23 protein-coding genes are annotated in these 22,214 nt (G+C 69.7%); 9 read left to right on the top strand and 14 right to left on the bottom strand.

From position 1 onward, the window contains the following. Positions 1 to 467: 467 nt before the first annotated feature. Positions 468 to 722: a hypothetical protein gene (locus OG310_RS00775; protein WP_329453910.1), complete on the bottom strand. Its 255-nt coding sequence runs from the start codon at positions 720 to 722 to the stop codon at positions 468 to 470. Here OG310_RS00775 and OG310_RS00780 point away from each other — a divergent pair. Then, positions 721 to 948, top strand: a complete 228-nt coding sequence (locus tag OG310_RS00780) for a hypothetical protein (protein WP_329453911.1) — start codon at positions 721 to 723, stop codon at positions 946 to 948. The genes OG310_RS00775 and OG310_RS00780 overlap by 2 nt on opposite strands. 291 nt (positions 949 to 1,239) lie before the next feature. Here OG310_RS00780 and OG310_RS00785 read toward each other — a convergent pair whose 3' ends face one another. After that, positions 1,240 to 1,653, bottom strand: coding sequence for a MarR family winged helix-turn-helix transcriptional regulator (locus OG310_RS00785; protein WP_329453912.1), 414 nt, complete (start codon positions 1,651 to 1,653; stop codon positions 1,240 to 1,242). 94 nt (positions 1,654 to 1,747) lie between these two features. Here OG310_RS00785 and OG310_RS00790 point away from each other — a divergent pair, with 94 nt between their 5' ends. Beyond that, positions 1,748 to 2,545, top strand: coding sequence for an alpha/beta fold hydrolase (locus OG310_RS00790; protein ID WP_329453913.1), 798 nt, complete (start codon positions 1,748 to 1,750; stop codon positions 2,543 to 2,545). A gap of 334 nt (positions 2,546 to 2,879) precedes the next feature. Here the strand turns inward: OG310_RS00790 and OG310_RS00795 are convergent, their stop codons facing one another. The 8 genes from OG310_RS00795 to OG310_RS00830 form a co-directional block, all read right to left on the bottom strand. Then, the gene (locus OG310_RS00795; protein WP_329453914.1) at positions 2,880 to 3,029 is read right to left on the bottom strand and encodes a hypothetical protein; all 150 of its coding nucleotides are present in this window, start codon (positions 3,027 to 3,029) and stop codon (positions 2,880 to 2,882) included. Between the two features lie 832 nt (positions 3,030 to 3,861). Beyond that, complete coding sequence (locus OG310_RS00800; RefSeq protein ID WP_329453915.1) at positions 3,862 to 5,076, bottom strand: cytochrome P450; 1,215 nt, start codon at positions 5,074 to 5,076, stop codon at positions 3,862 to 3,864. After that, the gene (locus OG310_RS00805) at positions 5,073 to 6,344 is read right to left on the bottom strand and encodes an NAD(P)-binding domain-containing protein (RefSeq protein ID WP_329453916.1); all 1,272 of its coding nucleotides are present in this window, start codon (positions 6,342 to 6,344) and stop codon (positions 5,073 to 5,075) included. The genes OG310_RS00800 and OG310_RS00805 overlap by 4 nt, the downstream gene beginning before the upstream one ends. Continuing rightward, on the bottom strand, positions 6,341 to 7,546 hold the full coding sequence (locus OG310_RS00810; protein WP_329453917.1) for an NAD(P)/FAD-dependent oxidoreductase: 1,206 nt from the start codon (positions 7,544 to 7,546) through the stop codon (positions 6,341 to 6,343). Before OG310_RS00810 ends, OG310_RS00805 begins: the two co-directional genes overlap by 4 nt. Further along, positions 7,543 to 7,737, bottom strand: a complete 195-nt coding sequence (locus OG310_RS00815; RefSeq protein ID WP_329453918.1) for a ferredoxin — start codon at positions 7,735 to 7,737, stop codon at positions 7,543 to 7,545. The genes OG310_RS00810 and OG310_RS00815 overlap by 4 nt, the downstream gene beginning before the upstream one ends. Before the next feature lie 200 nt (positions 7,738 to 7,937). Then, on the bottom strand, positions 7,938 to 8,675 hold the full coding sequence (locus tag OG310_RS00820) for a TetR/AcrR family transcriptional regulator (protein ID WP_329453919.1): 738 nt from the start codon (positions 8,673 to 8,675) through the stop codon (positions 7,938 to 7,940). 260 nt (positions 8,676 to 8,935) lie between these two features. Then, a complete protein-coding gene (locus OG310_RS00825) occupies positions 8,936 to 9,469 on the bottom strand; it encodes a GNAT family N-acetyltransferase (protein ID WP_329453920.1) in 534 nt (177 codons plus the stop codon). 207 nt (positions 9,470 to 9,676) lie between these two features. Continuing rightward, positions 9,677 to 10,354, bottom strand: a complete 678-nt coding sequence (locus OG310_RS00830; protein WP_329459975.1) for an aldo/keto reductase — start codon at positions 10,352 to 10,354, stop codon at positions 9,677 to 9,679. Here OG310_RS00830 and OG310_RS00835 point away from each other — a divergent pair. Continuing rightward, on the top strand, positions 10,346 to 10,735 hold the full coding sequence (locus OG310_RS00835; RefSeq protein ID WP_329459976.1) for an SDR family oxidoreductase: 390 nt from the start codon (positions 10,346 to 10,348) through the stop codon (positions 10,733 to 10,735). The two genes, OG310_RS00830 and OG310_RS00835, sit on opposite strands and share 9 nt — an antisense overlap. A 204-nt stretch (positions 10,736 to 10,939) precedes the next feature. Here the strand turns inward: OG310_RS00835 and OG310_RS38435 are convergent, their stop codons facing one another. Next, complete coding sequence (locus OG310_RS38435) at positions 10,940 to 11,290, bottom strand: MmyB family transcriptional regulator (protein WP_443078515.1); 351 nt, start codon at positions 11,288 to 11,290, stop codon at positions 10,940 to 10,942. Positions 11,291 to 11,661: 371 nt separating this feature from the next. Here OG310_RS38435 and OG310_RS00845 point away from each other — a divergent pair, with 371 nt between their 5' ends. The 3 genes from OG310_RS00845 (at position 11,662) to OG310_RS00855 (ending at position 13,331) form a co-directional block, all read left to right on the top strand. After that, positions 11,662 to 11,955 (top strand): carboxymuconolactone decarboxylase family protein, encoded by a 294-nt coding sequence (locus OG310_RS00845; protein ID WP_329459977.1) that lies wholly within the window; start codon positions 11,662 to 11,664, stop codon positions 11,953 to 11,955. Between the two features lie 72 nt (positions 11,956 to 12,027). Further along, a complete protein-coding gene (locus OG310_RS00850; protein WP_329453921.1) occupies positions 12,028 to 12,477 on the top strand; it encodes a cupin domain-containing protein in 450 nt (149 codons plus the stop codon). After that, positions 12,474 to 13,331 carry an aldo/keto reductase gene (locus OG310_RS00855; RefSeq protein ID WP_329453922.1) on the top strand — a complete coding sequence of 286 codons (858 nt, stop codon included), beginning with the start codon at positions 12,474 to 12,476 and terminating at the stop codon, positions 13,329 to 13,331. Before OG310_RS00850 ends, OG310_RS00855 begins: the two co-directional genes overlap by 4 nt. Positions 13,332 to 13,945: 614 nt before the next feature. Here the strand turns inward: OG310_RS00855 and OG310_RS00860 are convergent. Then, on the bottom strand, positions 13,946 to 14,308 hold the full coding sequence (locus OG310_RS00860; protein ID WP_329453923.1) for a hypothetical protein: 363 nt from the start codon (positions 14,306 to 14,308) through the stop codon (positions 13,946 to 13,948). A gap of 1,095 nt (positions 14,309 to 15,403) precedes the next feature. Between OG310_RS00860 and OG310_RS00865 the strand changes: the two genes are divergently transcribed. The 3 genes from OG310_RS00865 to OG310_RS00875 all read left to right on the top strand — a co-directional run bounded on the left by OG310_RS00865 (position 15,404) and on the right by OG310_RS00875 (position 20,362). Next, positions 15,404 to 17,581 carry an MMPL family transporter gene (locus OG310_RS00865; RefSeq protein WP_329453924.1) on the top strand — a complete coding sequence of 726 codons (2,178 nt, stop codon included), beginning with the start codon at positions 15,404 to 15,406 and terminating at the stop codon, positions 17,579 to 17,581. Between the two features lie 154 nt (positions 17,582 to 17,735). Beyond that, positions 17,736 to 18,995 carry a wax ester/triacylglycerol synthase domain-containing protein gene (locus OG310_RS00870; RefSeq protein WP_329453925.1) on the top strand — a complete coding sequence of 420 codons (1,260 nt, stop codon included), beginning with the start codon at positions 17,736 to 17,738 and terminating at the stop codon, positions 18,993 to 18,995. A gap of 248 nt (positions 18,996 to 19,243) precedes the next feature. Next, the gene (locus OG310_RS00875) at positions 19,244 to 20,362 is read left to right on the top strand and encodes a hypothetical protein (RefSeq protein ID WP_329453926.1); all 1,119 of its coding nucleotides are present in this window, start codon (positions 19,244 to 19,246) and stop codon (positions 20,360 to 20,362) included. Positions 20,363 to 20,400: 38 nt separating this feature from the next. Here OG310_RS00875 and OG310_RS00880 read toward each other — a convergent pair whose 3' ends face one another. Both OG310_RS00880 and OG310_RS00885 read right to left on the bottom strand, forming a co-directional pair. Continuing rightward, the gene (locus OG310_RS00880; protein ID WP_329453927.1) at positions 20,401 to 21,312 is read right to left on the bottom strand and encodes a terpene synthase family protein; all 912 of its coding nucleotides are present in this window, start codon (positions 21,310 to 21,312) and stop codon (positions 20,401 to 20,403) included. A gap of 110 nt (positions 21,313 to 21,422) precedes the next feature. Continuing rightward, the gene (locus tag OG310_RS00885) at positions 21,423 to 22,196 is read right to left on the bottom strand and encodes a glycosyltransferase family 2 protein (protein WP_329453928.1); all 774 of its coding nucleotides are present in this window, start codon (positions 22,194 to 22,196) and stop codon (positions 21,423 to 21,425) included. Positions 22,197 to 22,214 lie beyond the last annotated feature (18 nt).

Below are 22,214 nucleotides of genomic sequence, written 5' to 3' on the forward strand. Positions count from 1 at the left end.
ACGTGGCGCACGATGGGAACCGACGCCGCCCCTGGCGTCACACCTTCCGATCCGGAAGGCCAGCGGCCCCTGTGCTGAAGAACTCTGAGGGGACCACTCCGCTTCCGCCCAGCAACCCACGGGCTGGGCGGAAGCGGCGAAGACTCAGCCGAACGCGGTCCAGACCGCCACGGAGACCAGTCGCGCCAGCAACCACTGCATCAGCGTCGCCATCCGCGGACAGGACGCGACGCTGGAGCGGCTCCGCGTCGACCGCCAACCCCAAGAGGCCCTGACCCACGGCCCCACCCGCTCCATCTCGCCGAGGTGTTCGGGCTCGACGAGAAAATTCGTGATGCGCTACGCGGACCCCGCACGAGCTCTCCTGGAACAGGCCGCTGAACAGGAGATTCATGAAACCCGCTCGACCCGGCCGCACCATGAAGAATCATGAGCAAGTGACGTCGAACGAAGCAGCAGCAATCGCCCTACAGGAACGTGCCGCCCTCTGGAGCACGGGTGAACTCCGTGCGAGCGACGTCGTCGATGCCGCCTGTGATGCGCTCATCGCCGGAATCGACACCCCCGGACTTCGCATCCTCGCCGCCTGCACACGCGCCGAAGCGGACTACCACGTCCAAGACCTGCTTCCCGCAGCACTCGACGAACTCGGCCTCACCTTCTATCCGGTCGCCAGCGCCGCCAGTCAGAAAAGCCGCCGCCCGAGCCCTCGCTCGCCGCATGCTCGACGGAGAACTCACTTCTCGGGAGTTCACCTTCCGGATTCACCAGCGCCATGGACATGAGCTGGCTCTGACCGAGCGCCTCGCTGAACTCGACGACGAGTACGACATCCTCGAATACGGCGACAGAACCGTGGACCAGGTCGATGCCGAGGTCACGGCCGAAGCCCGCCGCCTCGCAGCCCACCCCGACGTTCTCGCCGAAGCCACGGACACGCTCTGGTGATGCACACGGACCGACCCGTGGGTTCTCGCTGAACAGGCTTCAGTTTCCCTGATCCCACGGGGCTCACCGGCATCAGGGAAGGTACAGCCGTTGGCACTGAGAACGATCATGGTCCGGGTGTGAGCGCGCTGACCCGGTTCTCGTACTCGCGGCGGGCTCTGCGCCGGGCGGGGACCGCTAGGAGGTCCTGGCTGCCGTCGAGTTGCCGGCATCGGGCGAGGAGCCGGCGGTGCACGGCGGGGGCGGCGCTGACGCGCACGGTGCAGCCCTGGCCCCGCCGTACCTCACCGGCTAGCTCGGGCGGCCGAGGGCGATGTCGAGAAGGGTGCCGAGCTGGTCGAGCTGGTCGGGGGTGAGGGCGCTGAACGAGGCCGTGGTCACGACGTCGACTGCCGCCTGGCCCTCGGCCCGCAGCCGCGCGCCTTCCTCAGTGAGCCGGTGGTGGATGGCGCGCCCGGGGCCTGGTACCCGTTCGATCAGGCCGCGGTCGGCCATGCGGGTGGCCAGCGATCCGAAGGACTGGTCGCTCTGGAAGGTCAGCACGGCCAGGTCGTGCAGCGAGGCTTGGGGTTTGGTGTGCAGGTGTCGCAGGGTGTCCCACTGGACCAGCGACAGACCGAGAGGCGCCAGCGCCTGGCTGGCGGCGCGGTGATGCCGGTGCTGGAGACGCTTGACGGCCAGGCCGACGTCGGAGGGTTGGTACATGGCCCGAGTCTACCCCAATATAAGTTTGCTTATATACGCGAACTGGTCTAAGCTTATTTATATAAGGAAGCTGCCTTACAAGGAATGGAAGACCATGAGTGCCCCAGTTCCCGCCCGTTCCCTCCAGTCCACCCGCACCTCCGACCACACCGTTGCCTCCCCCGCCGGACCGGTCGGGATGACCGTCCAGGACCGCGACCGCACCCGCTCCTTCCTGCTCCTGCATGGTGGGGGCGGCACCCCCACCATGGCCGGCTTCGCCGACCTCCTCGCTGAGCACGCCCACGCCCGGGTGCTGCTGCCGACTCATCCCGGATTCGGCGGCACCTCCAAGCCCGACGCCCTTACCGGCGTCACTGCGCTGGCCCGCGCATACGTCGCACTGCTGGACGAGTTCGACCTCACCAACGTCACCGTCGTCGGCAATTCCTTCGGCGGCTGGCTCGCGGCCGAGATCGCCCTGCAGGAAAGCCCGCGCGTCAGCGGTGCCGTCATCGTCGACGGCGTCGGCATCGAGGTGGACGGCCACCCCATGACCAGCCTCGCCGGCATGACACCGCAACAGATCAGCGCCTACTCCTTCCACGACCCGCGCAAGGCACCCGTTCCGCCCGTCGGCCAGACCGGGCCGAGCCCCGACTTCCAGGCCCTGACCGGCTACACGGGACCCACGATGTCCGACCCGACGCTCACCGGCCGGCTGGCCGGCCTCCACTTGCCCGTCCAGGTCATCTGGGGCGAGAGCGACGGCATCGTCACCCCCGACTACGGCCGCGCCTACGCCGCAGCCATCCCCGGCGCCGCCTTCACCCTGCTGCCCCGCACCGGCCACCTCCCACAGCTGGAGACCCCCGAAGAAGTCCTCGGCGCCATCCTCGACCTCGGTGTCTGACCCACCCGAACAGTCGCGGCCACCCCTCAAGAGCCGGAGAGGCGCCCCGCGCGGCCCACGCCTCGTCCGGCCTACGCCTGGACATAACAGCCGCCGACATCCCCGAAGCCGAGTAGACGCCATGGGGCAGTCGATCCGTGCGCCCCGGCACGCACGGCTACGTGGCCTGGTGGACGCCCGCCTGCGCGAGGTCTCGATCCGCGCCCCCTCCTGCTCCCGGCGGCGCTTCGCCGGTCGCGCGGACCTCGGTGAGGTGAGCGCGAACGAGCACGAGCTGATGCCCGAAGAACGCCTCCAGCGTGGCCGGCCGCTCCTCGTCGGGCCGCAGGGACCTTCAGCCCGTGGGCCCCAGCGGATCCCGGCGCCGCAGCGTGTAACCCGGTTCGGGCCTCCAGCCGGCTTCGTCCGAGTCGTCCGCCTGGACGGTCCGCACCGGGTTGAACACTCCGTACCGCGAACCCGCCCAGGTATAGGAGAAGTTCAAGGACAGCACGATCCGTATCGAAGGGAGTCGGCCGGATTCGTTCATCATTGCGCAGGTCCGTGATTCGCCAGTCCTTGAACGCTTCGACATCGCGTACCCTCGCGCCCCACGAACTGCCGATGACATCCAGGAAGTCCAGCCACACGATCAGCGCGCACGCGTACCGACGCCAGGTGCTTGCTTCGTGTCCCGCCCTCCGCCCCCGTACGGAAGAACAGGTTGATGCGAGAGTCCGGCCGACCTGACGGAGAGATGATCGCAGGGTTCCGTGGCGTGCGCCGTTGCGGACCGCTCGGGCGAGCAGATCACCGAACCTCAGAATGTCGGGATCATCGGCGGGTGCGGGCGGGACGCTGCAGTCGGAGAAGTCCACACTCCAGTGCTCGGGTACGTTCATTTAGACGGCCAGACGGTCCGTTCTTCCTCTGCCGGCAGCCAAGCGTTCCACGGCCTGGAGCAGACACCAACGGTCAGGCAAGCGGTACCGACCTCATCCAATCCCGGTGACTGGTCAGGCGAGTTGGGCTGGGCCACAAGGACGACGCGGACGGTCGCGGACCGACGGCGTCGGTGGATGGGAGCGGCCGACGAGGGGCCGGGGCGGGCCGGGCCCGATGGGACCGGCCCGCCCCGACGGGAGCGGGCGGCATACGTGGGCCGGGACCGGCCGCGGGCCGGGCCCGACGGGGCGACAGCCACCGGCGGGTGGGCACGGCGGCCGGGTGACGCGGCCGGCGCCGATTCGAAACGGCGCTGCGGCGGACCAGAGCTCGCGGCGCGGGGACCCTACGGCAGCGGGCCGCGTACGGGAAACTCCAAGATCCTCGAAAGATCAGCGGGTGACCATGAGCTTGCGGACGCCGTAGTTGGTGCCGGTGAAGTCCATGGGGACCTCTTCGAGAGGGGTGGCCAGGCGCAGGTTGGGGAAGCGCTGGAAGAGTTTGGGCAGTACCGACTTCAGTTCGGCGCGGGCGACGTTCTGGCCCAGGCACTGGTGGACGCCGTAGCCGAAGGCTATGTGGCGGGTCATCTTGCGGTCGATGTCGAGGGCGTCGGGGTCCTGGAAGGCGCGGGGGTCACGGTTGGCGGCATTCATCGCTGCCACGACCAGGTCGCCCTTCTTGATCTGGGCGCCGGCGATGTCCAGGTCTTCCTTGGCGACGCGGCCGAGTCCGAACTGGACGATGGTCAGGTAGCGCATCAGCTCCTCGACCGCGGTGCCGATCTTCTCCGGGTGCTGGATGAGGTCGTTGCGCTGTTCGTCGTGGGTGAGGAGGGTGAGGGTGGACAGGCCCATCATGGCCGCGGTGGTGTCGTGTCCGGCGAACAGCAGCAGGACGCCGATACCGATGAGTTGCTTCTCGGTCAAGATGGCGTCGTCGCCCGCGGCCTTGCTGATCAGTTCGGCAAGGATGCCGTCGGTGGCGCCGGTGCGGCGCTTCTCGGCAACCAGGCTGGTGATGTAGTCGATCAGCCAGTGGCCACCCGCGTCGCGCTCTTCCCGGGTCTTGCCCACGTCCATCATGCTCATGGTGGCGTGGTGGAAGCCGTCGCGGTCCTCGTAGGGGACGCCGAGCAGTTCGCAGATGACCAGGCACGGGATGGGCAGGGCCATGGCCTCGACGAAGTCGAAGGTCTCGGGGCCCGCGGCGATGGCGTCCAGGTGCTCGTCGACGACCCGGTCGATGTAGGGCTGGAGCTTGTTCTGCACGGCCTTGGGGGTGAAGCGGGCGGTGAGCAGTCGCCGGTAGACACTGTGGTCGGGCTCGTCCATCATCACGAAGACCGGGTCAAAGGGCGCGCTCTCGCCGGCCTCGTCGACCTCGCCCTCGGGTGTGTCGTGGCGCGGGCGGCGTGCGCTGAGGCGGGGGTCGCTGAAGACCTGGCTGGCCTCCTCGAAGCGGGTGGCCAGCCAGCCGGTGGTGCCGTTGGGGAAGCGGACGTTGAGGATGGGCTGGTCCTCGCGCAGCTGGGTGTACTGCGCCGGCGGGTCCAGGGGGCGGTGGGGGTCGCGGGTGATGGGCTGGCGGACGAGGTCGTCGGTCACTTGGTCTCCTGCTGGGTGTGCTCGTTGATGGCGGCGGTGATGCCGGTGTGGGCGGCGGTGGCTTTGCACCAGCCGGTGTAGGCGGCCAGGTGGAGTGCCGCTTCCCGCAGTTGTTCGGGGGTCAGTTCGTCGTTGATCAGCCCGCCGCGGGCGATGATCTGGATGAGTTCGGGGCGGCCGACGGTGGCGGCGACGCCGAGGGTGAGCAGTCGCCGGTCGCGGATGGACAGGCCGGGGCGGGACCAGACCTGGGCGAAGAGGTAGCTGGTCGTTTCGTCGGTGAACGGGTCTCCGCTGGGCTCCGCCGGCATCTGGGCGCTGAAGCCGGGACCGTAGGCGGCGTCCATCATCTCCAGGCCGAACCGGTGCAGGCTCTCCTGGCTGTCCGCGGCCGCTGCCTCCGGCTCGTCCGGTGATGTGCTGGTGCCGGGGTCCTCTTCGAGTTGCAGTGTCTGGCGCACGCCGGCCTCGGTTGCCTCGACGAGGGGGACGTCGACGCCCAGGGCGGAGGCGAGGTCGCGGGCGGCAGCGAGGTCCTTGGCCATCAGGGGTTTGATCTGCCGGCCGATGGCCTCGGGCAGCCGGCCGTCGGGGTCCTGGAAACGCAGGAGTTGGAGGAGGGTGTGGCCTTCGGGGTCGGCGGTATCGATGACCTCGGCGAGCTGGTCCGGGTTCACCCCGGCTGCTCGGGCCAGGGCGGACGCCTCGTGGACGGTGCGCCAACTGCCATAGGTAACGACGTTGCGGGCGATCTTGGTGGCCATCCCTGCGCCCAGCGGCCCGCAGTGCACGACCTTCTTCGCCCAGTCCTCCAGCACCGGCCTCGCCGCCTCGACGGTGGCCTCGACGCCGCCGACGATGGCGACCATGCCGTTCCCGGCTGCCTTGTCACCGGGGGTGACGCCGCAGTCCAGGAAGCCCACGTTCCGTTCGTCGCACAGGGCGGCCAACTCGTGGACAACCGGCAGCGCGACCGTGGACTGCAGGACGATCACCAGTCCCGGACGGGCCGCCGACAGCAGGCCGTCCCTGCCGCCGATGACCTCACGGGCCTGGTCGGCGTTGACGACGGCGACCATCACGACATCGCTGCTCCGCGCCACCTCGGCCGGTGAGCCGAGCGGCTCCGGGACACCCGACAGATGCGCCGAGGCGTCCGGACGGATGTCGTAAACCACGGGCGTACGACCTCGCCGGGCAAGGCTGACGGCGACCCCGCCGCCGATCATTCCCAGGCCGACCACACCGGCCCGAAGTTCGTCCGTCATGCCGCACTCTCCACTTCGACAACGGCCGCCTCGGCGACCTGCGCCCGATAACCGCGCAAGGCGCGCGCCATGTTGACGCCGACCGCCGCGCAGACCCGGCCCCTTGTGGCGTAGAGGGCGATCAGCCTGCGGTCGGTGAGACTGCCTTCGACGATCCGCACCTCGTCGGCGCCCCGGGAGCGGCCGTAGATCTGGATCTTCAGGTCGTACTGGTCGGACCAGATATAGGGCACCGAGTCGAAGGGCCGTGCACATTCCGGGCCGGCCAGGATGTTACGGGCGACGGCCAGGCCCTGCTCGGCGGCGTTGGTGCGGTGCTCGATACGGACCGGCTCCTGGGTGCGGGGGTCCAGCCAGGAAGCAACGTCGCCTGCGGCCCAGACGCCGAAACCGGCGTAGAGGGTGGCGTCGCACTCCACACCGTTGCCGACGGGGACGCCGCTGCCGGCGAGCCACTCCACGTTCGGCTGAGCGCCGATGCCGACCAGGACGGCGTCGGCGGCGATGGTGCGGCCGTCGGCCAGCCGCACCCCGCAGGCCCGTCCCCCGTCGGTCAGGACCTGGCCGGCCATGGCACCGGTCTCGATGTGCACGCCGTGCTCCGTGTGCACATTGCCGAGCATGGACCCCAACTCGTCCCCGAGCGCGCCGCCCATGGGCTGCGCGGTGTCGGTGACGAGGGTGACCTCGCAGCCCAGGCCCCGGGCGACGGCGGCGGCCTCGGCGCCGACGAAGCCGCCGCCGACCACCACCAGGTGCGGCTTGCCGGCCAGAGCCTCGCGCAGGGCGAGAGCGTCCTCCACCGTGCGCAGGACGTGCACGCCGGCCACCCCGTCGGTACCGGGCAGACGCCGGGCGCGCGTACCGGTGGCCACCACCAGGGTGTCGTAGCCGGCCAATCCGCCGTCGGCCAGAGCAATCGTGCGCTTTCGTGCGTCCAGCGCGACAGCCCGCGCCCCCAGACGCAGATCGACCCCGAGGGCTTCGAAGTCGCCCGGGTCACGCAGGCGCAGACGGTCGGTCTCCCAGGCGCCGGACAGCAGTTGCTTGGACAGCGGCGGTCGGTCGTAGGGGAGGTGCGTCTCCTCACCGATCCACGTGATCGACCCGGCGTACCCCTCGCGACGCAGTCCCTCCACGACACTCAGGCCCGCCGCCGAGGCACCGACGACAGTCACCCGGGAGGGGCCCGGGGTGGTCACTGCTCCACCTTGATCACGGCAGCCGGGCAGAGGGCGGCCGCTTGGCGGACGTTCTCCTCCTGCTCGGCCGACGGACGGGGGTGGAGCAGGACCACGACACCGTCGTCGTCCCGCTGGTCGAAGACGTCCGGCGCGGCCAGGACGCACTGGCCCGCGCCGCAGCACTTGTCGAAATCGATGGAGATGTTCATGGAAGCCACCTCGGTCAAGCCCCTCACCAGGGGCGACACGGTCGAGTAGCCGGGGCAATTTTGTTGCCCCAGTCACCTAACTAAGTTCACTGAGCACTGTACCCGTGCCTCCCTGGAACGCAACCGGGCCCAAGCCCGGGTGGCTGAAAAGGGGAGTCGGGCACTCGTGACGGTCGGCGCGCGGCTCGCCGCAGGAGCGGCTAGTCGTGGTTACGCGGCGTACCGGAGAGGATGGCCTTGATGTGGCGGGACGCGGCCGTCTCCGCGAGGGCGGCCGGAAAGGACGGCGACGGGCCCGGCGCCGGGGCGACGAGCGAGCCCAGCAGGCCGTCGGCCAACTGCAGGGTGAGGGCTTCGGTCGAGTCGTCGTGAAACATGCTGTGGTGCAGCGAGACGATGCCGTGCAAACCCGCCCATAGCGTCTGCGCCGCCTGCTCGTAGGGCAGGGACAGCGCATATCCCGCCTCCCGGCACCCCAGGAAGCCGGACCGGAGGCCCGCCGAGATGCGGCGGGCCGGGTGTCCGCTGACCCTGGAGACCTCGACCGCCGGCTGTCGCACCTCGAACATCAGCCGGTAATGCCCCGGGTTGTGCAGCGCGAACCGGCAGTAGGCGTACGCCTGGGCCCGCAGCGGCTCGCGGGGGTCGACGCTGTCGCAGTCATCGGCGGCGCCGGCCATCCTCGCCGCGAGGTCGTCGTACTTGTCCGTCAGCGCCGCCCACACGAGCTCCGCCTTGTCGGCGAAGTGGAGATAGATGCTCGGCGCCGCGATCCCCACCTCCTTGGCGACCGCACGCATCGTGAGCTTCTCCGCGCTGCCCCACTCGGCCAGCAGGTGGTTGACCGCGGCCAGAATCTCCCGGCGGAGCTGCTCACCCTGCCCCCGCCGGCTGCGGTCCCTGCTGCCGCCGGGTCTGACCGGCTCTGTGCTCGCCATCGATGACTACCTCCGGGATGTGCCGCACCAGGCTTGCCCGCTCGTGATGATGAACCGGTGGACCGGGCGAGAATCAGCCCGCTGACGACCAACCGCCGCCCGCTGGGCACCGGACCGACCCGCGCCGAAGTGTCGCGCATGCGAGACACGCAACCCGCAGTGCCGCCGCGTGCCCAGCTCGCCGCCGAACGCCTCCCATCCAGCCCGGCTGCCACATGATCCGCCCACCGAGCCGTCCGCGAGGCCAAACGCTGGGTACGTCAGAGCTGTCTTGTGGCGAACAGGGTGGTCCCGTGCACCGCGTCTACTTCCTTGCGATCGGTCTCGGTGAATCCGACCTTGGCCAGCACACGGCGAGAAGCGGTATTCCAGTCCCGGACCGTGGCCCACAAACGTTCACACCCAGACGATCTCGCCCATTCCAGAACCGCCAACGAGGCCTCGGTCGCGTATCCCTGACGCCAGACTCGGCGTAGCAGCTCGAATGCCAGTTCGGGCTCCCCTACCGCCCCTCGCCCGCTGTCGACCAGCCCGCAGTAGCCGATGACGTCACGAGATGTCTTCCGTTCGACCGCCAGCAACCCGGTCGACGACACTTGGTTGGTGCGGATCGAATCTTCGATCTCCGCGATCGTGGGGTGTCCGTCCGCGTCGATTCGGCGGTGCGGCGGCACTCGTGGATCACGTTCGGTCCACAGCTCACGCTGGACGGCAGCCTCGGCTACCCGCCAAGGCCTGAGCAGCAGACGACTCGTCTCGAGTACAACCTCGCTGCCCGGCGCGCCGACGGTCATGAGAGCAACCATCTCACGGGCGTACGCGGTGTCGTGCCACTGGGCGCCGTCGGTCCTGACGATTGCGGACGCTCGATATGCCGGGCCAACCGAGATCCATCCCCGAGCGTCGTCTTGGACCGCTGCACACTCGACTGTAACCGGGGGGACTCGTTGACCTGTGCGCCAGTGCAGCGACCCTTGCCTCGTCGGCGAGACCGTTCCGCCTCAGTACCGTGCGCCGACCACCCGGGCGGCCAATGCGTCCAGGGCCGCGAGGTCGTCAGCACTCAACTCGATGTCAAGGGCCGCCACGTTCTGCTCCAGCCGCTTCACTCGCTTCGTGCCGGGGATCGGGACCACCGGGGTGCCGAGCTTCCCGCTCTGGGCGGCGACCCAGGCGAGGGCGATCTGGCCCGCCGTGACACCCTTGGCCCCTGCGATCTCCTTCACCGCGTCGGCGATCGCCTGATTCGCGGCGGCGGCTTCCACCGTGAAGCGGGCAAGCCGGCGGCGCCCGTCATTCGCGGCCAGCGCGCTTGCGTCGACCGTGCCGGTCAGGAAGCCACGGACCAGTGGGGAGTAGGCCACCAGGCCGACCCCCAGCTCCGCGGCCACACCGGCGACATTGGTCTCCGGGTCGCGCGTCCACAGCGAGTACTCGCTCTGCACCGCGGCGACCGGGTGAACCGTGTACGCCATCCATAACTGCTCGCCGCTGACCTCGGACAGACCCAGGTGGCGGACCTTGCCCTCGGCGACGAGTTCAGACATGGCTCCGACCGACTCCTCAAGGGGAATGTCGGGGTTGACCCGGTGGAGGTAGTACAGGTCGATGCGATCGGTGCCCAGGCGTAGCAGCGAGGCGTCCGCGGCGGCCTTGACGTAGTCAGGGTCATTGTTGATGACGACCTTGGCGGCGTGATCGTCAACATCTCATCGGGAGCGGCCCTCACGCCGGCGCCGCCATTGGCTCACTACGGTGCCGCCAAGGCCGCCCTCAACACCTACAGCAAAGCGCTCGCTTCCGAGCTCGCGCCTGCCGGAATCCGTGTCACCACGATCATCCCCGGCAACGTGCTCACCCCGGGCGCCGACGCGATCCGCCAGAACTTCGCCGACGCGATGGACGTCCCGCTTGCCGCCACCACGGCGGGCATCCCTCTGGGTCGTCCCGGAGATCCGCGCGACATCGCCGAGGCCGTCGCCTACCTCACATCGGACCGGGCTCAGTGGGTCACCGGCGTAAGCCTGACAGTCGACGGCGGCGAACTCCCCGTCATCTAACCGCCGGGCCCCGACCCGCCCCCACCACAACTCCGGCAGCACGCCACAGCCCCCGCACCGCCGCGCACCAGGTGCGTGCAGCCGACGCACCAGGCCCGGGCCCGGGCACCGCCCCCACCAGGGAGACGGTGGTGTTGACGGAGGCGCTCCAGTTGGGGAAGAAGCCGCGGCTGGTGGGGGCGAGGACCGGGAAGCGGGCGATGTTCACCGGGCGGTGCGAGCCGGTGAACAGTGGGGCGTAGAGAGCGCGTCCGGGTTGACGCCGAGGATGTCCAGGCGGCCGTTGCGGATGAAGGCCGGGGAGTCGGTCATGGACTCCAGGACGCGCTGGAGGCTTGCGGGCACTGACTGGTTGGCTCTGCGGGAGGCGCGGCGCGCCGGGCCGCGGCGCTGGGGGGCGGCCAGGTCCTGCAGGTGGGCGCGTTCGGCCTCGTCCAGTTGCAGGGCCCGGCCGACGGAGTCGAGGACCTCTTCGGAAGCGCCGGCGAGCCGACCGCGCTCGACGCGGCCTGCCGTAGTCGATGCCGATACCGGCCGGCAGGGCGACCTCTTCACGGCGCAGGCCGGGCACCCTGCGGTTGCCGCTGCCGAAGGCGGGCAGACCGGCCTGCTGCGGGGTGATCTTGGCGCGGCGGGTGGTGGCGAGGAACTCGCGGATCTCATGGTCGGTGTCCATGCCGTCCAGGCCAGGCACCGTGGAGCAGGGCTGGGGCGTTCTGTCCGTGCCTGTAACGGCAGTGCCTTCCTCACGGCTGTGAGCTGCGGTTTCCTCGTTGGTGGCAGCGGATGTGGCTGCGGTCCGCGAAGGGTGGGAACCCCTCTGCGGATGCCGTACGGCCCGGCAGGGCCGACGGTGAGGAGTGCCGCATCCCGTGTTCGAACGTTCGTAGGGAGTCCTCTTATGGCGCAGCAGTCCGCCCCAGGAACTGGCCGGCATTGCGCCGAAGCTGGTCGGGATCACCAACGAGATCCTGTTCCAGGACGTGTGGGAGCGGCCCGGACTGTCGCCGCGGGACCGCAGCCTGGTCACCGTGAGTGTGCTGGCCGTCCTCTACCGCAGCGAGCAGCTGCCTTACCACCTGGGTGTGGCCCTGGACAACGGGCTCACGGTGGAGGAGTTGTCCGAGGCGATCACCCATCTCGCCTTCTACGCCGGATGGCCCAACGCCATGACCGCAATCACCCAGCTGAAGAACATCGCCGACGAACGCATCGCCTGATCACCGGCGCAACCAGCGCAACTACGCCCCGCACGGTCAGCGGAGCGCGTCGAATTCAACGGAGAGAACGAGATGGCTGGCAACGAATTCGAGCAGATCTTCCCCCTGGGGGAGAAGAACGACGCCTTCGCCCGGTACTTCACCGGCCAGAGCTACCTAGCTCCGCTCGCCTCGGGGAACGTTCCCGTCAGCAACGTCTCCTTCGAGCCGGGGTGCCGCAACACGGGGTGCCGCAACAACTGGCACATCCACCACGGCACGGGTGGCGGCGGCGACCAGATTCTGCTGTGCACGGCGGGCAGCGGCTGGTACCAGGCTGAGGGTGAGAAGCCCGTCAGTATGGAGCCGGGAGCAGTGGTCCGCGTCCCGGTGGGCACGAAGCACTGGCACGGGGCGAAGGCCGACTCGTGGTTCTCCCACGTCGCCTTCATCACCCCGGGCGAAGACCTCAGCAACGAATGGCTTGAGCCCGTCACCGACGAGGTGTACGGCAAGCTGCCGAAGAACGGAGCGAACGCATGACCATCCTGGACGAGACCTACACCCTGCCCAACGGCGTCGATATCCCCAAGCTGGGGCTCGGCACCTGGTTCATCGACGACGACCGGGCGGCCGACGCGGTCCGCGCAGCCGTGGAGATCGGCTACCGCAACATCGACACCGCCCAGGCATACGGCAACGAGCGCGGAGTCGGCGAGGGCGTGCGCACGTCGGGAGTGCCCCGCGACGAGCTGTTCGTCTCGACCAAACTCGCCGCCGAGATCAAGGACTACGACCGGGCCCTCGCCGCGGTCGAGGGCTCTCTCGGGAAGCTGGGTCTGGACCGCATCGACCTGATGCTCATCCACAGCCCGCAGCCGTGGGACGACTTCCGCGGCGGCGACTACGCCGAGGGCAACCGCGCGGCATGGCGCGCGCTCGAAGAGGCGCACCGGACCGGCAAGGTCCGCTCCATCGGGGTGTCCAACTTCCAGCAGCAGGACCTGGAGAACCTTCTCCAGGGCGCGACCGTCGTGCCGCACGTGAATCAGTTGCTCGTGCACGCCGGCAACACACCCTCCGACCTCCTGGCCTATTGCGAGGACAAGCAGATCCTCGTCGAGGCGTACTCGCCGATCGCCCACGGGTCGATCCTGGAGAACGCCGAGGTCAAGACGATGGCGGAGAAGTATGGCGTGTCCGTCCCCCAGCTGTGCATCCGCTACACCCTTCAGCTGGGCACGGTGTCACTGCCCAAGACGGCGAATCCCGAGCACATGCGGTCCAACACCGAGGTCGACTTCGAGATCTCCGACGACGACATGAACGTCCTGCGAGACCTGCGCGACGTGGACTACGGCGAGCACAGCGCTTTCCCTGTCTACAGCGGCAAGTGACGCCAGACGAGCGCCAGCTCACGCCGGCACGGGTCGGCTACGAGGCGTCGAGGCATCGGGCCGGACGCATCCGCGCCGAGGTCGCGTTCCTGACGCGCCGGCCCGGAGCACCGGGCGGTGTGTGACGTCCTCCGGCCTTCGGGCTGACCCGGACTGCGGCGAAGTGAACCTCTCATGCGCACACGCGACCAGAGGCACGACCGAGCGGTTTGCCGTCCCGCGTCGACACACGACGCCGGCGGCGGCCCGTCCACTCCACCGAACCCCCCGGACGGCCTCGGCACCCTGCTCGACCCCTCGGCCGTCCCGATACCACCCGAGCGCGACCCGGGGCTGTATTCCGCAGCTGCGCCCGACCCGGCCGGAACAGCCATGATCGGCAGCCTTCCCGGGCATCGAGGTCTCCGTCGGACCTGGGGCGAGGCCGTCCACGCCACCATCCAGGCGACGTACGACCACCGTATGTCGGGACCGGGCGTGTGGTGGGAGCAACAGAGCATCGGCAACGCCCTCCATCTGCCGAACTCGTACCCCGTGAAGAACAACCCGGCAGGGACGCGCCGCCCCACTGGGGGAGGCGGCGGCGCGCAGGCCCACGTGTCGTACTTATCGCCCTACGACTCGTCCGACGGAGCATCGAAGCGCACCGAGCGGACCTCCAGCGTGTCCTTGGCCGGCTTGCCGTGCGCCTTGAGCCGCCACTCGGAGCCCTGGCAGTTCCCGCCGAGGTAGACGGTCACGGCGGTGTCGGTGTCGTTGTGCGGGCCGTATCCCGGCAGTGCCTCGTCGTCGCTGACGGCATGGAGGTTGATGCAGTGGCCGCTGAGCGGGTCGTGGAGGGCGACCTGCTGCTCCTGGCCGAACCCGTCGACGTACTTGTAGTGGAAGTCGCCCTGGGCCGCCTGGGCGGAGCCCGCCAGCGACAAGACCAGGGCGAGCGAGCCGAGTCCGGAGACCAGGGTGGTGCGAAGCTTCATGACGAGAGGGATCCTTCCGGAAGTGACGCACGGGTAGTCCGGGCCCGATCCTAGAAAGGACGGCCGGCGGCGAATCGATCCGCCATGCCGCCCGCCCCGCGTGTTCCAGCCGCTCCCCCCGTTCAGCCCACACCAGCACGGCCTCGGCCCACGGCCGTTCAAGGACCAGGACGCCACACCATCCCTCGGGGACTGAACCCCAGCGGCTTCCCCGGTGGGGGACCGTGTGACGGCACAACGCCCTCGGCCTCCTGGCGGCCCATCACGGCCGGCTCCGCCCCCCGAGCCGAGGACCCCTTTCAGCCCTGCGACGGCGTTCCTCCTGGCCTCGGCGGCGAGTTCGCCGACCGGGCCACCGCCCTCACCGACGCTGCCGAGCCGGCCCACGATCACCGCGCAGCCATGCCTCACCGGAGAAGCTCAGCGAAGGCGGAAGCGTCACCAGAGTGCGGCTCACATGGGCGACGCCGAAGCCCGTACCCAGGTGCGGGTCGTCAAAGGCGATCCCGAGCCACGGCCAGGCCCCTCGGATGCCCTGGACCGGCGTCAATCTCTGGCGCTATGGCTCCTTCAAAGGGCTGAGAGTTGTAGCTCCGAGGGTGATCTGAGACGTACGGCGCTACGGCGAGGGCGCAGACTCCGAGGTCAGTCACCGGATCGAGGAGCAGTTGTGCCCAGACCACCCTGTCGTGCTGCTGTGATCATGGGTGATATCGGCCTCCGGGGCGAGGAGTACGACAACCTCTTGACCAGTGAGGGGGGCATCGAGCCGAGCGTGCGGGCGGCTGTGGTCAGCGGGGTGTCCTGGTGGTCGTTGTTCGCGCTCCGCACTGAGAGGCGGTGGCGCCCGCGGCCCGAGGTCGACTCTCTTGTGCGGTTCGGTCAGCGGGTGTTCCGTGCTGGGGTCCGTGCCCGCAACGACGTGGGCGTCCGAGTGGCGCCTGGCCGGCGGCAGGGCCCCTCCGTGGGCGTTTCTCGGTCTGCGGCGGAGGCTGCTGCCGTCGGGGCGAGCGCGGTATGAGGGGTCTTGTTCGGTGCCGGAGGGCTGCGGGGCGTGGTGCGCGCGCGTGGCCGGGAGTGCTGCGGCGTCGTGCTGTGTGGATTCTGGCGGGGCTCGGAGTCGTGCTCGTGACGTCGGTGGTGGTCGGATCGGGTGCCGCCGGGCGGCTGTCGGCGGGTGGGTATCAGTACCGGGACGCGGCAACTCAGGCGGCGGTGGACGTGCTTGCCTCGGACTTCCGTGTTCCGGCCGACGCCAACCTCATCCTGACCGTGCACGACGGCGGCACGGTGCGTTCGGGGCCGGCCGCCACCGCCGGCAAGGCTCTGGTTGCCCGGGTTCGCGCGGATCCGGCAGTGACGTTGACGGCTGATCCGTGGACCTCACCCGCCTCTCCCCTGGTCAGCGAGGACGGCCGCACCGCGCTGGTGCTCGTGCAGATCTCCGGTTCGGAGCGCGCGGCCGCCGCGGCCGCCCGCCGCCTGGCTGAGGAGGCAACCCGCACCGAGGGGCTCAGCGTGGGCGCAGGAGGTCAGGCGCTGGTCCAGGACGAGCTGATCCACAGCTCGCAGGAGGCGCTGCTGCGCGCGGAACTCCTCGCCGTCCCGCTGGCGTTCCTCGCCCTGGTGATGGCCTTCCGCTCCCTGGCGGCGGCGTTGCTTCCTGTCGTGGTCGGCGCGGTGGCCGTCACCGCCGGCCTTGCCCTGCTGCGGCTGCTCACCCTGGTCGTCCCGGTGGGTACGTTCGCGCTCAATCTCACCACCGCCCTCGGCTTCGGTCTCGCCGTGGACTACAGCCTGTTCCTCCTGACCCGCTACCGCAACGAACGCGCCGCCGGCCAAGGCCGCGACCAGGCTCTGGATGTCACCGTCCGCACCGCCGGCCGCACGGTCATCTACTCCGCGCTCGCTATCGGCGCAGCCCTGCTGGCCTTGCTGTTCTTCCCCGTCTACGCACTGTCCTCGCTGGCGTACGTGGCTCTGAGTGTGGTCGCCCTCGCCGGTCTGAGCGCCGTGATCGTGGTCGTGTGCGCGATCACGGTGCTCGGCGACCGGGGGGACCGGTTTCTCCTGCCCCGCCGGCCTGCGTCCCGCGCGCGGGGTGACGGATGGGGCAGGCTGGCGGCCTCGGCCACCAGACGCCCCTGGCAGTGGGCCGTGCCGCTGGTGGTAGTGCTCTGCGCGCTTGCCGCACCTTTCGCGCACGCGACGTTCACCGTCTCGGACGAGCGGATGATGCGCGACTCCTCAGCGGTGCGGGCCGCGACGGAGCAGGCGCGTACGCGATTCGACCTGGGGCAGGTCGATCCCGTATGGCTGTTGCTGTCTCCCGGTGTGGGGGACGGTAAGGCCGCGGCCTACGCCCGGGCCGTGGCCCGCACCCCAGGCGTGGCACGCGCCACGACGGTGGCTGCCCCGGGCCCGTCCGGGCGCACGGCAGTGCGGGTGGAGACCACCGATGCCCCGGACAGTGAAGCGGCCGCCGGCACGCTGGCCCGTCTACGGGCGCTGGCCCCGCCGGGGCCGGTCACCGCGGTGGGCGGCACGGCGGACCGGGTCAATACTCTGACCGCTCTCTCGGAGCGGCTTCCCTGGGCGCTGGGCCTGATGGCTGTCAGCACCTTCGTGCTCCTGTTCCTGTTCACCGGAAGTGTGCTGCTGCCGGTGAAGGCCCTGGTCCTGGCGGGGCTTGGGCTGACTGCCGGCGTGGGCGTGCTGGTGACCGTGTTCCAGGACGGCAAGGCGGCCTTCCTGCTCGGCGAGGTCACTGCTCCGGGTTACCTCGATCCCTCCATCGTCATCGTGATCATCTGCGTGTGCTTCGGTCTCGCGACTGACTACGAGATGTTTCTCCTCTCGCGCGTCCGCGAGCGGTACCTCCTGACCCGTGACATCCGCGCCGCTGCTGTCGAGGGCACACGCCAGAGCGCCGCCACGATTTCCTGGTCCGCGATCATCCTGATCACCGTGCTGCTGGCGCTGGCCGCCTCCCCGCTGTCCGTGCTGAAGATGGTGGGCATCGGCTGCGCGGTGAACGTCCTGGTCGACGCCTTCGTCATCCGGCCGATCCTCGTCCCCGCGGCCCTGGCCCTCTTCGGCTCAGCCAACTGGTGGGCACCGCCGTGGATGCGCCGCCTGCACGAGCGCATCAGCCGGCCACACGACGGACCGCCGCACGCCCCGGCACCTCCGGCAGTACGGGCCGGCAACTCCCTGGATACCTCCGGCAGCCCTGGTCACCAGCCGGCCGCGCCCGTCCCGGAGCGCACCTGACGAGTGCTCCCGCTCCCTGGCGGCCGCCCGCCTGCCGCTCGCCGTGTCCATGACCTACTCCGGACAGGGGCGTGCCCACCCCCTCCGGTAGTACGGCGCTGACGCGGAAGCCGGGAACATCGCGGCACCGCCCCCCACTCCAATAAGGATCTTCGTGTTCATCTCCGCCCGCCCCAGCCTCATGGACCTGACCATGCATGACATGGCCCAGAAGCAGCCATGGCTTTCCCAGACCATCGGTGCCGCCCTGCACCTGCAGGGTGCGGCGCCGACACTTGCGGACCTTCGTACGTATGTGGCCGGCCGTCTTCCCCGACTGCCCTGCCTGACCCATCACCTCCAGGGGCGCGGGCTGCGAGCCCGCTGGGTCCACGAACCGCGACCCGACCTCCAGCCACGCATCCAGGAACGCGGACTCGCACCCGGTAAGGACACCCTCGACGCCGCGCTGCAAGACCTGCTCGCCCAGCCGCTCCCGCCCGGCGGCCCACTGTGGGACCTGTGGCTCCTGCACGGCCACGCCACAGACCAGTACACCCTCTGCTACCGCGCCCACCACTCCGGCCAGGACGGCGCAGCCGTGATCACCACCCTCAGCAACCTCTTCGGTGCCACGCTTCCCGCCGCCCCCATCGGCACGAACCCTGTGGCCGGACCACGCGCCTGTGCTTCCACGCTCAAGGGGATGCTCGCCGCCCTCGCCCAGAACAACATCTGGAACGACCCCTCCCATGTCCTGGACAACTCCCGCATCAGTACCTGGGTCAGCGTCCCCACCCAGGTACTGCGCGACATGGGTGCGGCCCGCGGCGGCAGCGGCAACGACGCGTTCCTGGCCGCACTGGCCACCGCCATGCGGACCTGGACCCACTCGCACTGGGCCCGAGGAGCGGACCGGCCGGTACCCGCGGTGATGATGGCCAATCTGCGCCGCGCCCACGAGGCGGACCACCCCGGAAACCTGTTCGCCTACGCCACCATCCCGCTACCCAGCCACGAACCCACCCACCAGGCACGGCTCGACGCAGTCATCGCCGCCACCCAGGGACCGAAAAGCCCCGTCCGGCGCGAAGCCACCCGCACCATCCTCAACGGGACGCCCCCGCGCCTCGGCCGCGCTCTCGCCGACCGGCTCACCACCCCCTCGCGGGCCGTCATCGACACCTCCTACGTCGCTCTCCGCCGCCCCCTGCACTACCAGGGCGACCCGGTCACCCACATCCAGCCCTTCACCTGGCTTCCTCGCAACCACCCGGCCTCCATCCTGGCGTGCAGCTACAACGGCACCACCACCACCCATTTCCTCACCAGTGGGGCCCTGCCCGAGTTCCACCACCTCGCCGCCAGCTGGGAACAAGCCGTCAGCCAAGCCCACATGACCACTCCCCAGGACAACACCCGGCCCACTGGCTGACCTTCCGGAGCTTCCCGCCACATCAAGGGTGCTCAGGGACACGCCTGCCTCATGCCGTGCCGTGGGGTGATGATCACCGGGTGGTGGGCTCGCCCTCATCCTTCGGAAGGGAAAAGGACATGACGGGCTTCGTACCCGGGACCACGACACCGCGACCGACGCCGGCAACGAACAGGTCGGTACAGGAGGCGACTGGCCGCGCGCGGGAATTCGTCACCAGCTCGGTGGGGTCGGCCGGGGCGCCTTCCGTGATGCTCTCCCTCGATCCCCAATTCAGGCAGAGCTTCTCCGGCTCGCTCGCGCGCGGGGTACTGCAAAAAGGATTCGGGGTCGATCCGGGCTTCGGTCTTGACGGGGAGGTCTTCTCGGCGATGGTGTCGCTGACACTCCTTCCAACGACCGCGGACCGGAGTGACCAGGGCATGTCCGGACAGCTCGCCGGGCGACTGATCGCTCAGGTACAGACATGCCGATGGGGCGAGCGCTACCGGTTCTTCCCCGGCATCGGCGGCTTCCCCGCAGACACCGACTGCACCGCCCTGGCAATCAGCGCGCTTTACGACCACGGCCGGCTCACCAGCGCCGGCCTGGACCGAGGAGTGCGTGAACTCCTGCGCGCCACGCCTCCCACCGAAGACCTCGCGCGCCCTCCCGGCCCGTGCCGGAAGGAGAGCGTGAACAGGGACGTCTTCATGGTCTATTGGGAGGATGGCGAAGAACCGGCTACGCTACGACGCGGACGCAAGCACGACGCCGTAGCCTGTACGAACGCCCTCTACACCGTCCAGATGGCCCCCCATCCGTTCACCGAGCAAGCCCATGCGGTGATCGACGCGGCGACCCGCTACCTCCAGAGCCACCTCAGCTCGGGGCGCTACCTGGCCGGCACCCGCTACTACCCCTCCCCCGACGCGTTCCTCTACGCCGTCGCACGTCTGTGCGCCCGCTTCCCGGCCAGCGCGCAGGCCTTGGCCGCCCCCGCCCGCCAGGCCCTGGCCGACCGGGAAGCCACCGTTGCCGCCACCGCCGCCGCGGTCCGGTTGCCTGACAGCGCCCTGGAGATCGCACTGCGGATCCTGGCCGCCGACCATCTCGGGCTCACCGCCGACCAGGACCGGCGCCGGGCGTCGCTCGCCAACACGCAGCTCACGGACGGGTCCTGGCCAGCCGCCGCGTATTACCGGATGGGCCGCTTCCCCGTCTACTTCGGCTCGCGCTACCTCACCACCGTCTTCGCAATGGCCGCGCTCCGCCTCCGCTCCACAGACGGGGGCGTCAGCGGAGCCAACAGTCTGCCCGCAGCGTTCCCGACCTGCGGGACGCCCTCGTGGCCCGGACTTGGGCGCCCGCCTCGCCCGGTCCTGTGACCGGATCCTGCACGCAGCCGAACCGTGCGGAACCGGGTTCAGGGCGCGGCAAAGCGGCCGGTGACGGCCAGCCAGTGCAGCGTGGCGGCCATGAACGTCTCCAGCATGTCCACATAGCGGCGCACCTCATCGTGGTTACCGGACTCGCCAGCCGGATCGGTGCGCAACGCGACGGCGGCGGTTCGGAATTCCTCCCTGCGTTCTTCGATCATCGCAGTCACCCGCCTCCGGGCGCACGGGGCGCAGCAGCCGTGCTCGCGCATGAGGACGGCCACCAGATTCTCCTGGCCGGCGGCGATGTCATCGGCGTGGGAGGCAAGGTCGTTCGCCCACCCCGCCACGTCGGCCACCGCCCGGCCCAGATCCCCCAGTACGGCGTCGATCCCGTCCCCCTCCACCAGCGGGGCGCGGCCGGTGCGTTCCAGGACGGCAAGCATGGGCAGCAAGGTGATCGTGCGCCGCCGCAGCGAGACGTACTGCGACAACGACAGCCGCGCCCCCCTGCGGCGAAGATCGACTTCCTGTTCGCTGGCGTCGAGAAAGTCGTTATAGGCGCAGGCGAAGCGCGCACACCACCGGTCTGTCATACCCGGTGCGGTGCGCCGCCAAAGATTCGACAGGACCATCGCGTGCGGGGCCGTGGGCGGGCTCTGCCCGCCAGGCGTGAGGACCTGGCGTAGCGGAGCGGTGAACCCCTCGAGCTCACCTGGCCGGGAGCCCAGACCTCGTTGGTCGATGTGGTCGTCCACCCAGCAGATGAACGCCGCCCACTGCGCTGTCAGCGCCACGTCCGCAGCGCCGGCCCGCGGCAGAGCCCGCGCGGCGAGCACCTCCAGGCGCATGGCCAGCAGACGGCGCTCGGCACGGTCATCAGCAACCAGGCCCTCGCCGCGGGCCCACGGCAGCACAGCACCGATTTCGGCCCGGGCTACGGACGCACTGTCAGTCATGTACCCGATCCTGGCAGAGCCGGCAGCGGCCCAGGCCAACCACCCCGCGGCGGCTTGCTTCACACTCCAACGGTGTTCCTGAAGGCCCTCCACCCCACGTGGGACACGGCCTAGATCCGGGACTTGCGTAGCGAGTGCCACGCCGCCCCGGACAGCGCCAGCGTGGACCGCGGCACCGAGAGGTGTTCGTGCTCTCGGTAGAGCCGCCAGTTGTACTCCACCAGCGCCAGCTTGTTCGAGGACAGCGACCCCGCCCGACCGGCCCTGTAGACCGCCAGCGGTTCCTGCAGACCCCGGGCCGGGTGTCCGTCCCTCATGATCGACAGCCACAGTGCGTAGTCCTGCCGCTTCGGCATGTCCGCCATCAGCCTCGTGCCCAGCACCGTCCGGTCGTACATCGCGGTCAGGGCCCCGATGTGGTCCTGCACCAGCATGTCCCGGTACGTCACACGCTCCCTTGCCGCGACCACCCGCCCGTTCGGCGTGAACGCGGAGGCCTCGCCCGTGAAGTCGCCATCGACCTTGTAGTAGGAAGTGAACGTCAGTGGAGCTTCGCCTCCTGCGGCGAACGCGAGCTGTCGCTCCAGCTTTTCCGGGAGCCACATGTCGTCGCTGTCCAGGAACCCCACGTACTCCCCCCGTGCCCGCGCCAGTGCGAGATTGCGGGCCCTGGCCGCGCCGCCCTGCTCGGGCGCCGACTGCGGGCGCACACGCTCGTCCTGGCGGGCCAGTTCCTGAAGCAGGTCCATGGAGCCGTCGGTGGACGCGTCGTCGGTGACCAGCAGCTCGACGTCGGTGTGGGTCTGCGCCAGCACGGAGCGCACTGACGCGCCGAGAGTGGCGGCCGAGTTGTATACCGGCATCACCACGGAAACCAGGGGCACAGCAGCGCTCCTTACCCA

Source organism: Streptomyces sp. NBC_01497 (assembly GCF_036250695.1).
Classification (GTDB): Bacteria; Actinomycetota; Actinomycetes; order Streptomycetales; family Streptomycetaceae; genus Streptomyces.

What these genes read in the sequence shown, in the direction of transcription:
- OG310_RS00780 (WP_329453911.1), top strand. Translation starts at nt 721, where the DNA reads ATGCTCGACGGAGAACTCACTTCTCGGGAGTTCACCTTCCGGATTCAC.
- OG310_RS00775 (WP_329453910.1), bottom strand. Translation starts at nt 722, where the DNA reads ATGCGGCGAGCGAGGGCTCGGGCGGCGGCTTTTCTGACTGGCGGCGCT.
- OG310_RS00785 (WP_329453912.1), bottom strand. Translation starts at nt 1,653, where the DNA reads ATGTACCAACCCTCCGACGTCGGCCTGGCCGTCAAGCGTCTCCAGCAC.
- OG310_RS00790 (WP_329453913.1), top strand. Translation starts at nt 1,748, where the DNA reads ATGAGTGCCCCAGTTCCCGCCCGTTCCCTCCAGTCCACCCGCACCTCC.
- OG310_RS00805 (WP_329453916.1), bottom strand. Translation starts at nt 6,344, where the DNA reads ATGACGGACGAACTTCGGGCCGGTGTGGTCGGCCTGGGAATGATCGGC.
- OG310_RS00815 (WP_329453918.1), bottom strand. Translation starts at nt 7,737, where the DNA reads ATGAACATCTCCATCGATTTCGACAAGTGCTGCGGCGCGGGCCAGTGC.
- OG310_RS00820 (WP_329453919.1), bottom strand. Translation starts at nt 8,675, where the DNA reads ATGGCGAGCACAGAGCCGGTCAGACCCGGCGGCAGCAGGGACCGCAGC.
- OG310_RS00825 (WP_329453920.1), bottom strand. Translation starts at nt 9,469, where the DNA reads ATGACCGTCGGCGCGCCGGGCAGCGAGGTTGTACTCGAGACGAGTCGT.
- OG310_RS00850 (WP_329453921.1), top strand. Translation starts at nt 12,028, where the DNA reads ATGGCTGGCAACGAATTCGAGCAGATCTTCCCCCTGGGGGAGAAGAAC.
- OG310_RS00855 (WP_329453922.1), top strand. Translation starts at nt 12,474, where the DNA reads ATGACCATCCTGGACGAGACCTACACCCTGCCCAACGGCGTCGATATC.
- OG310_RS00860 (WP_329453923.1), bottom strand. Translation starts at nt 14,308, where the DNA reads ATGAAGCTTCGCACCACCCTGGTCTCCGGACTCGGCTCGCTCGCCCTG.
- OG310_RS00880 (WP_329453927.1), bottom strand. Translation starts at nt 21,312, where the DNA reads ATGACTGACAGTGCGTCCGTAGCCCGGGCCGAAATCGGTGCTGTGCTG.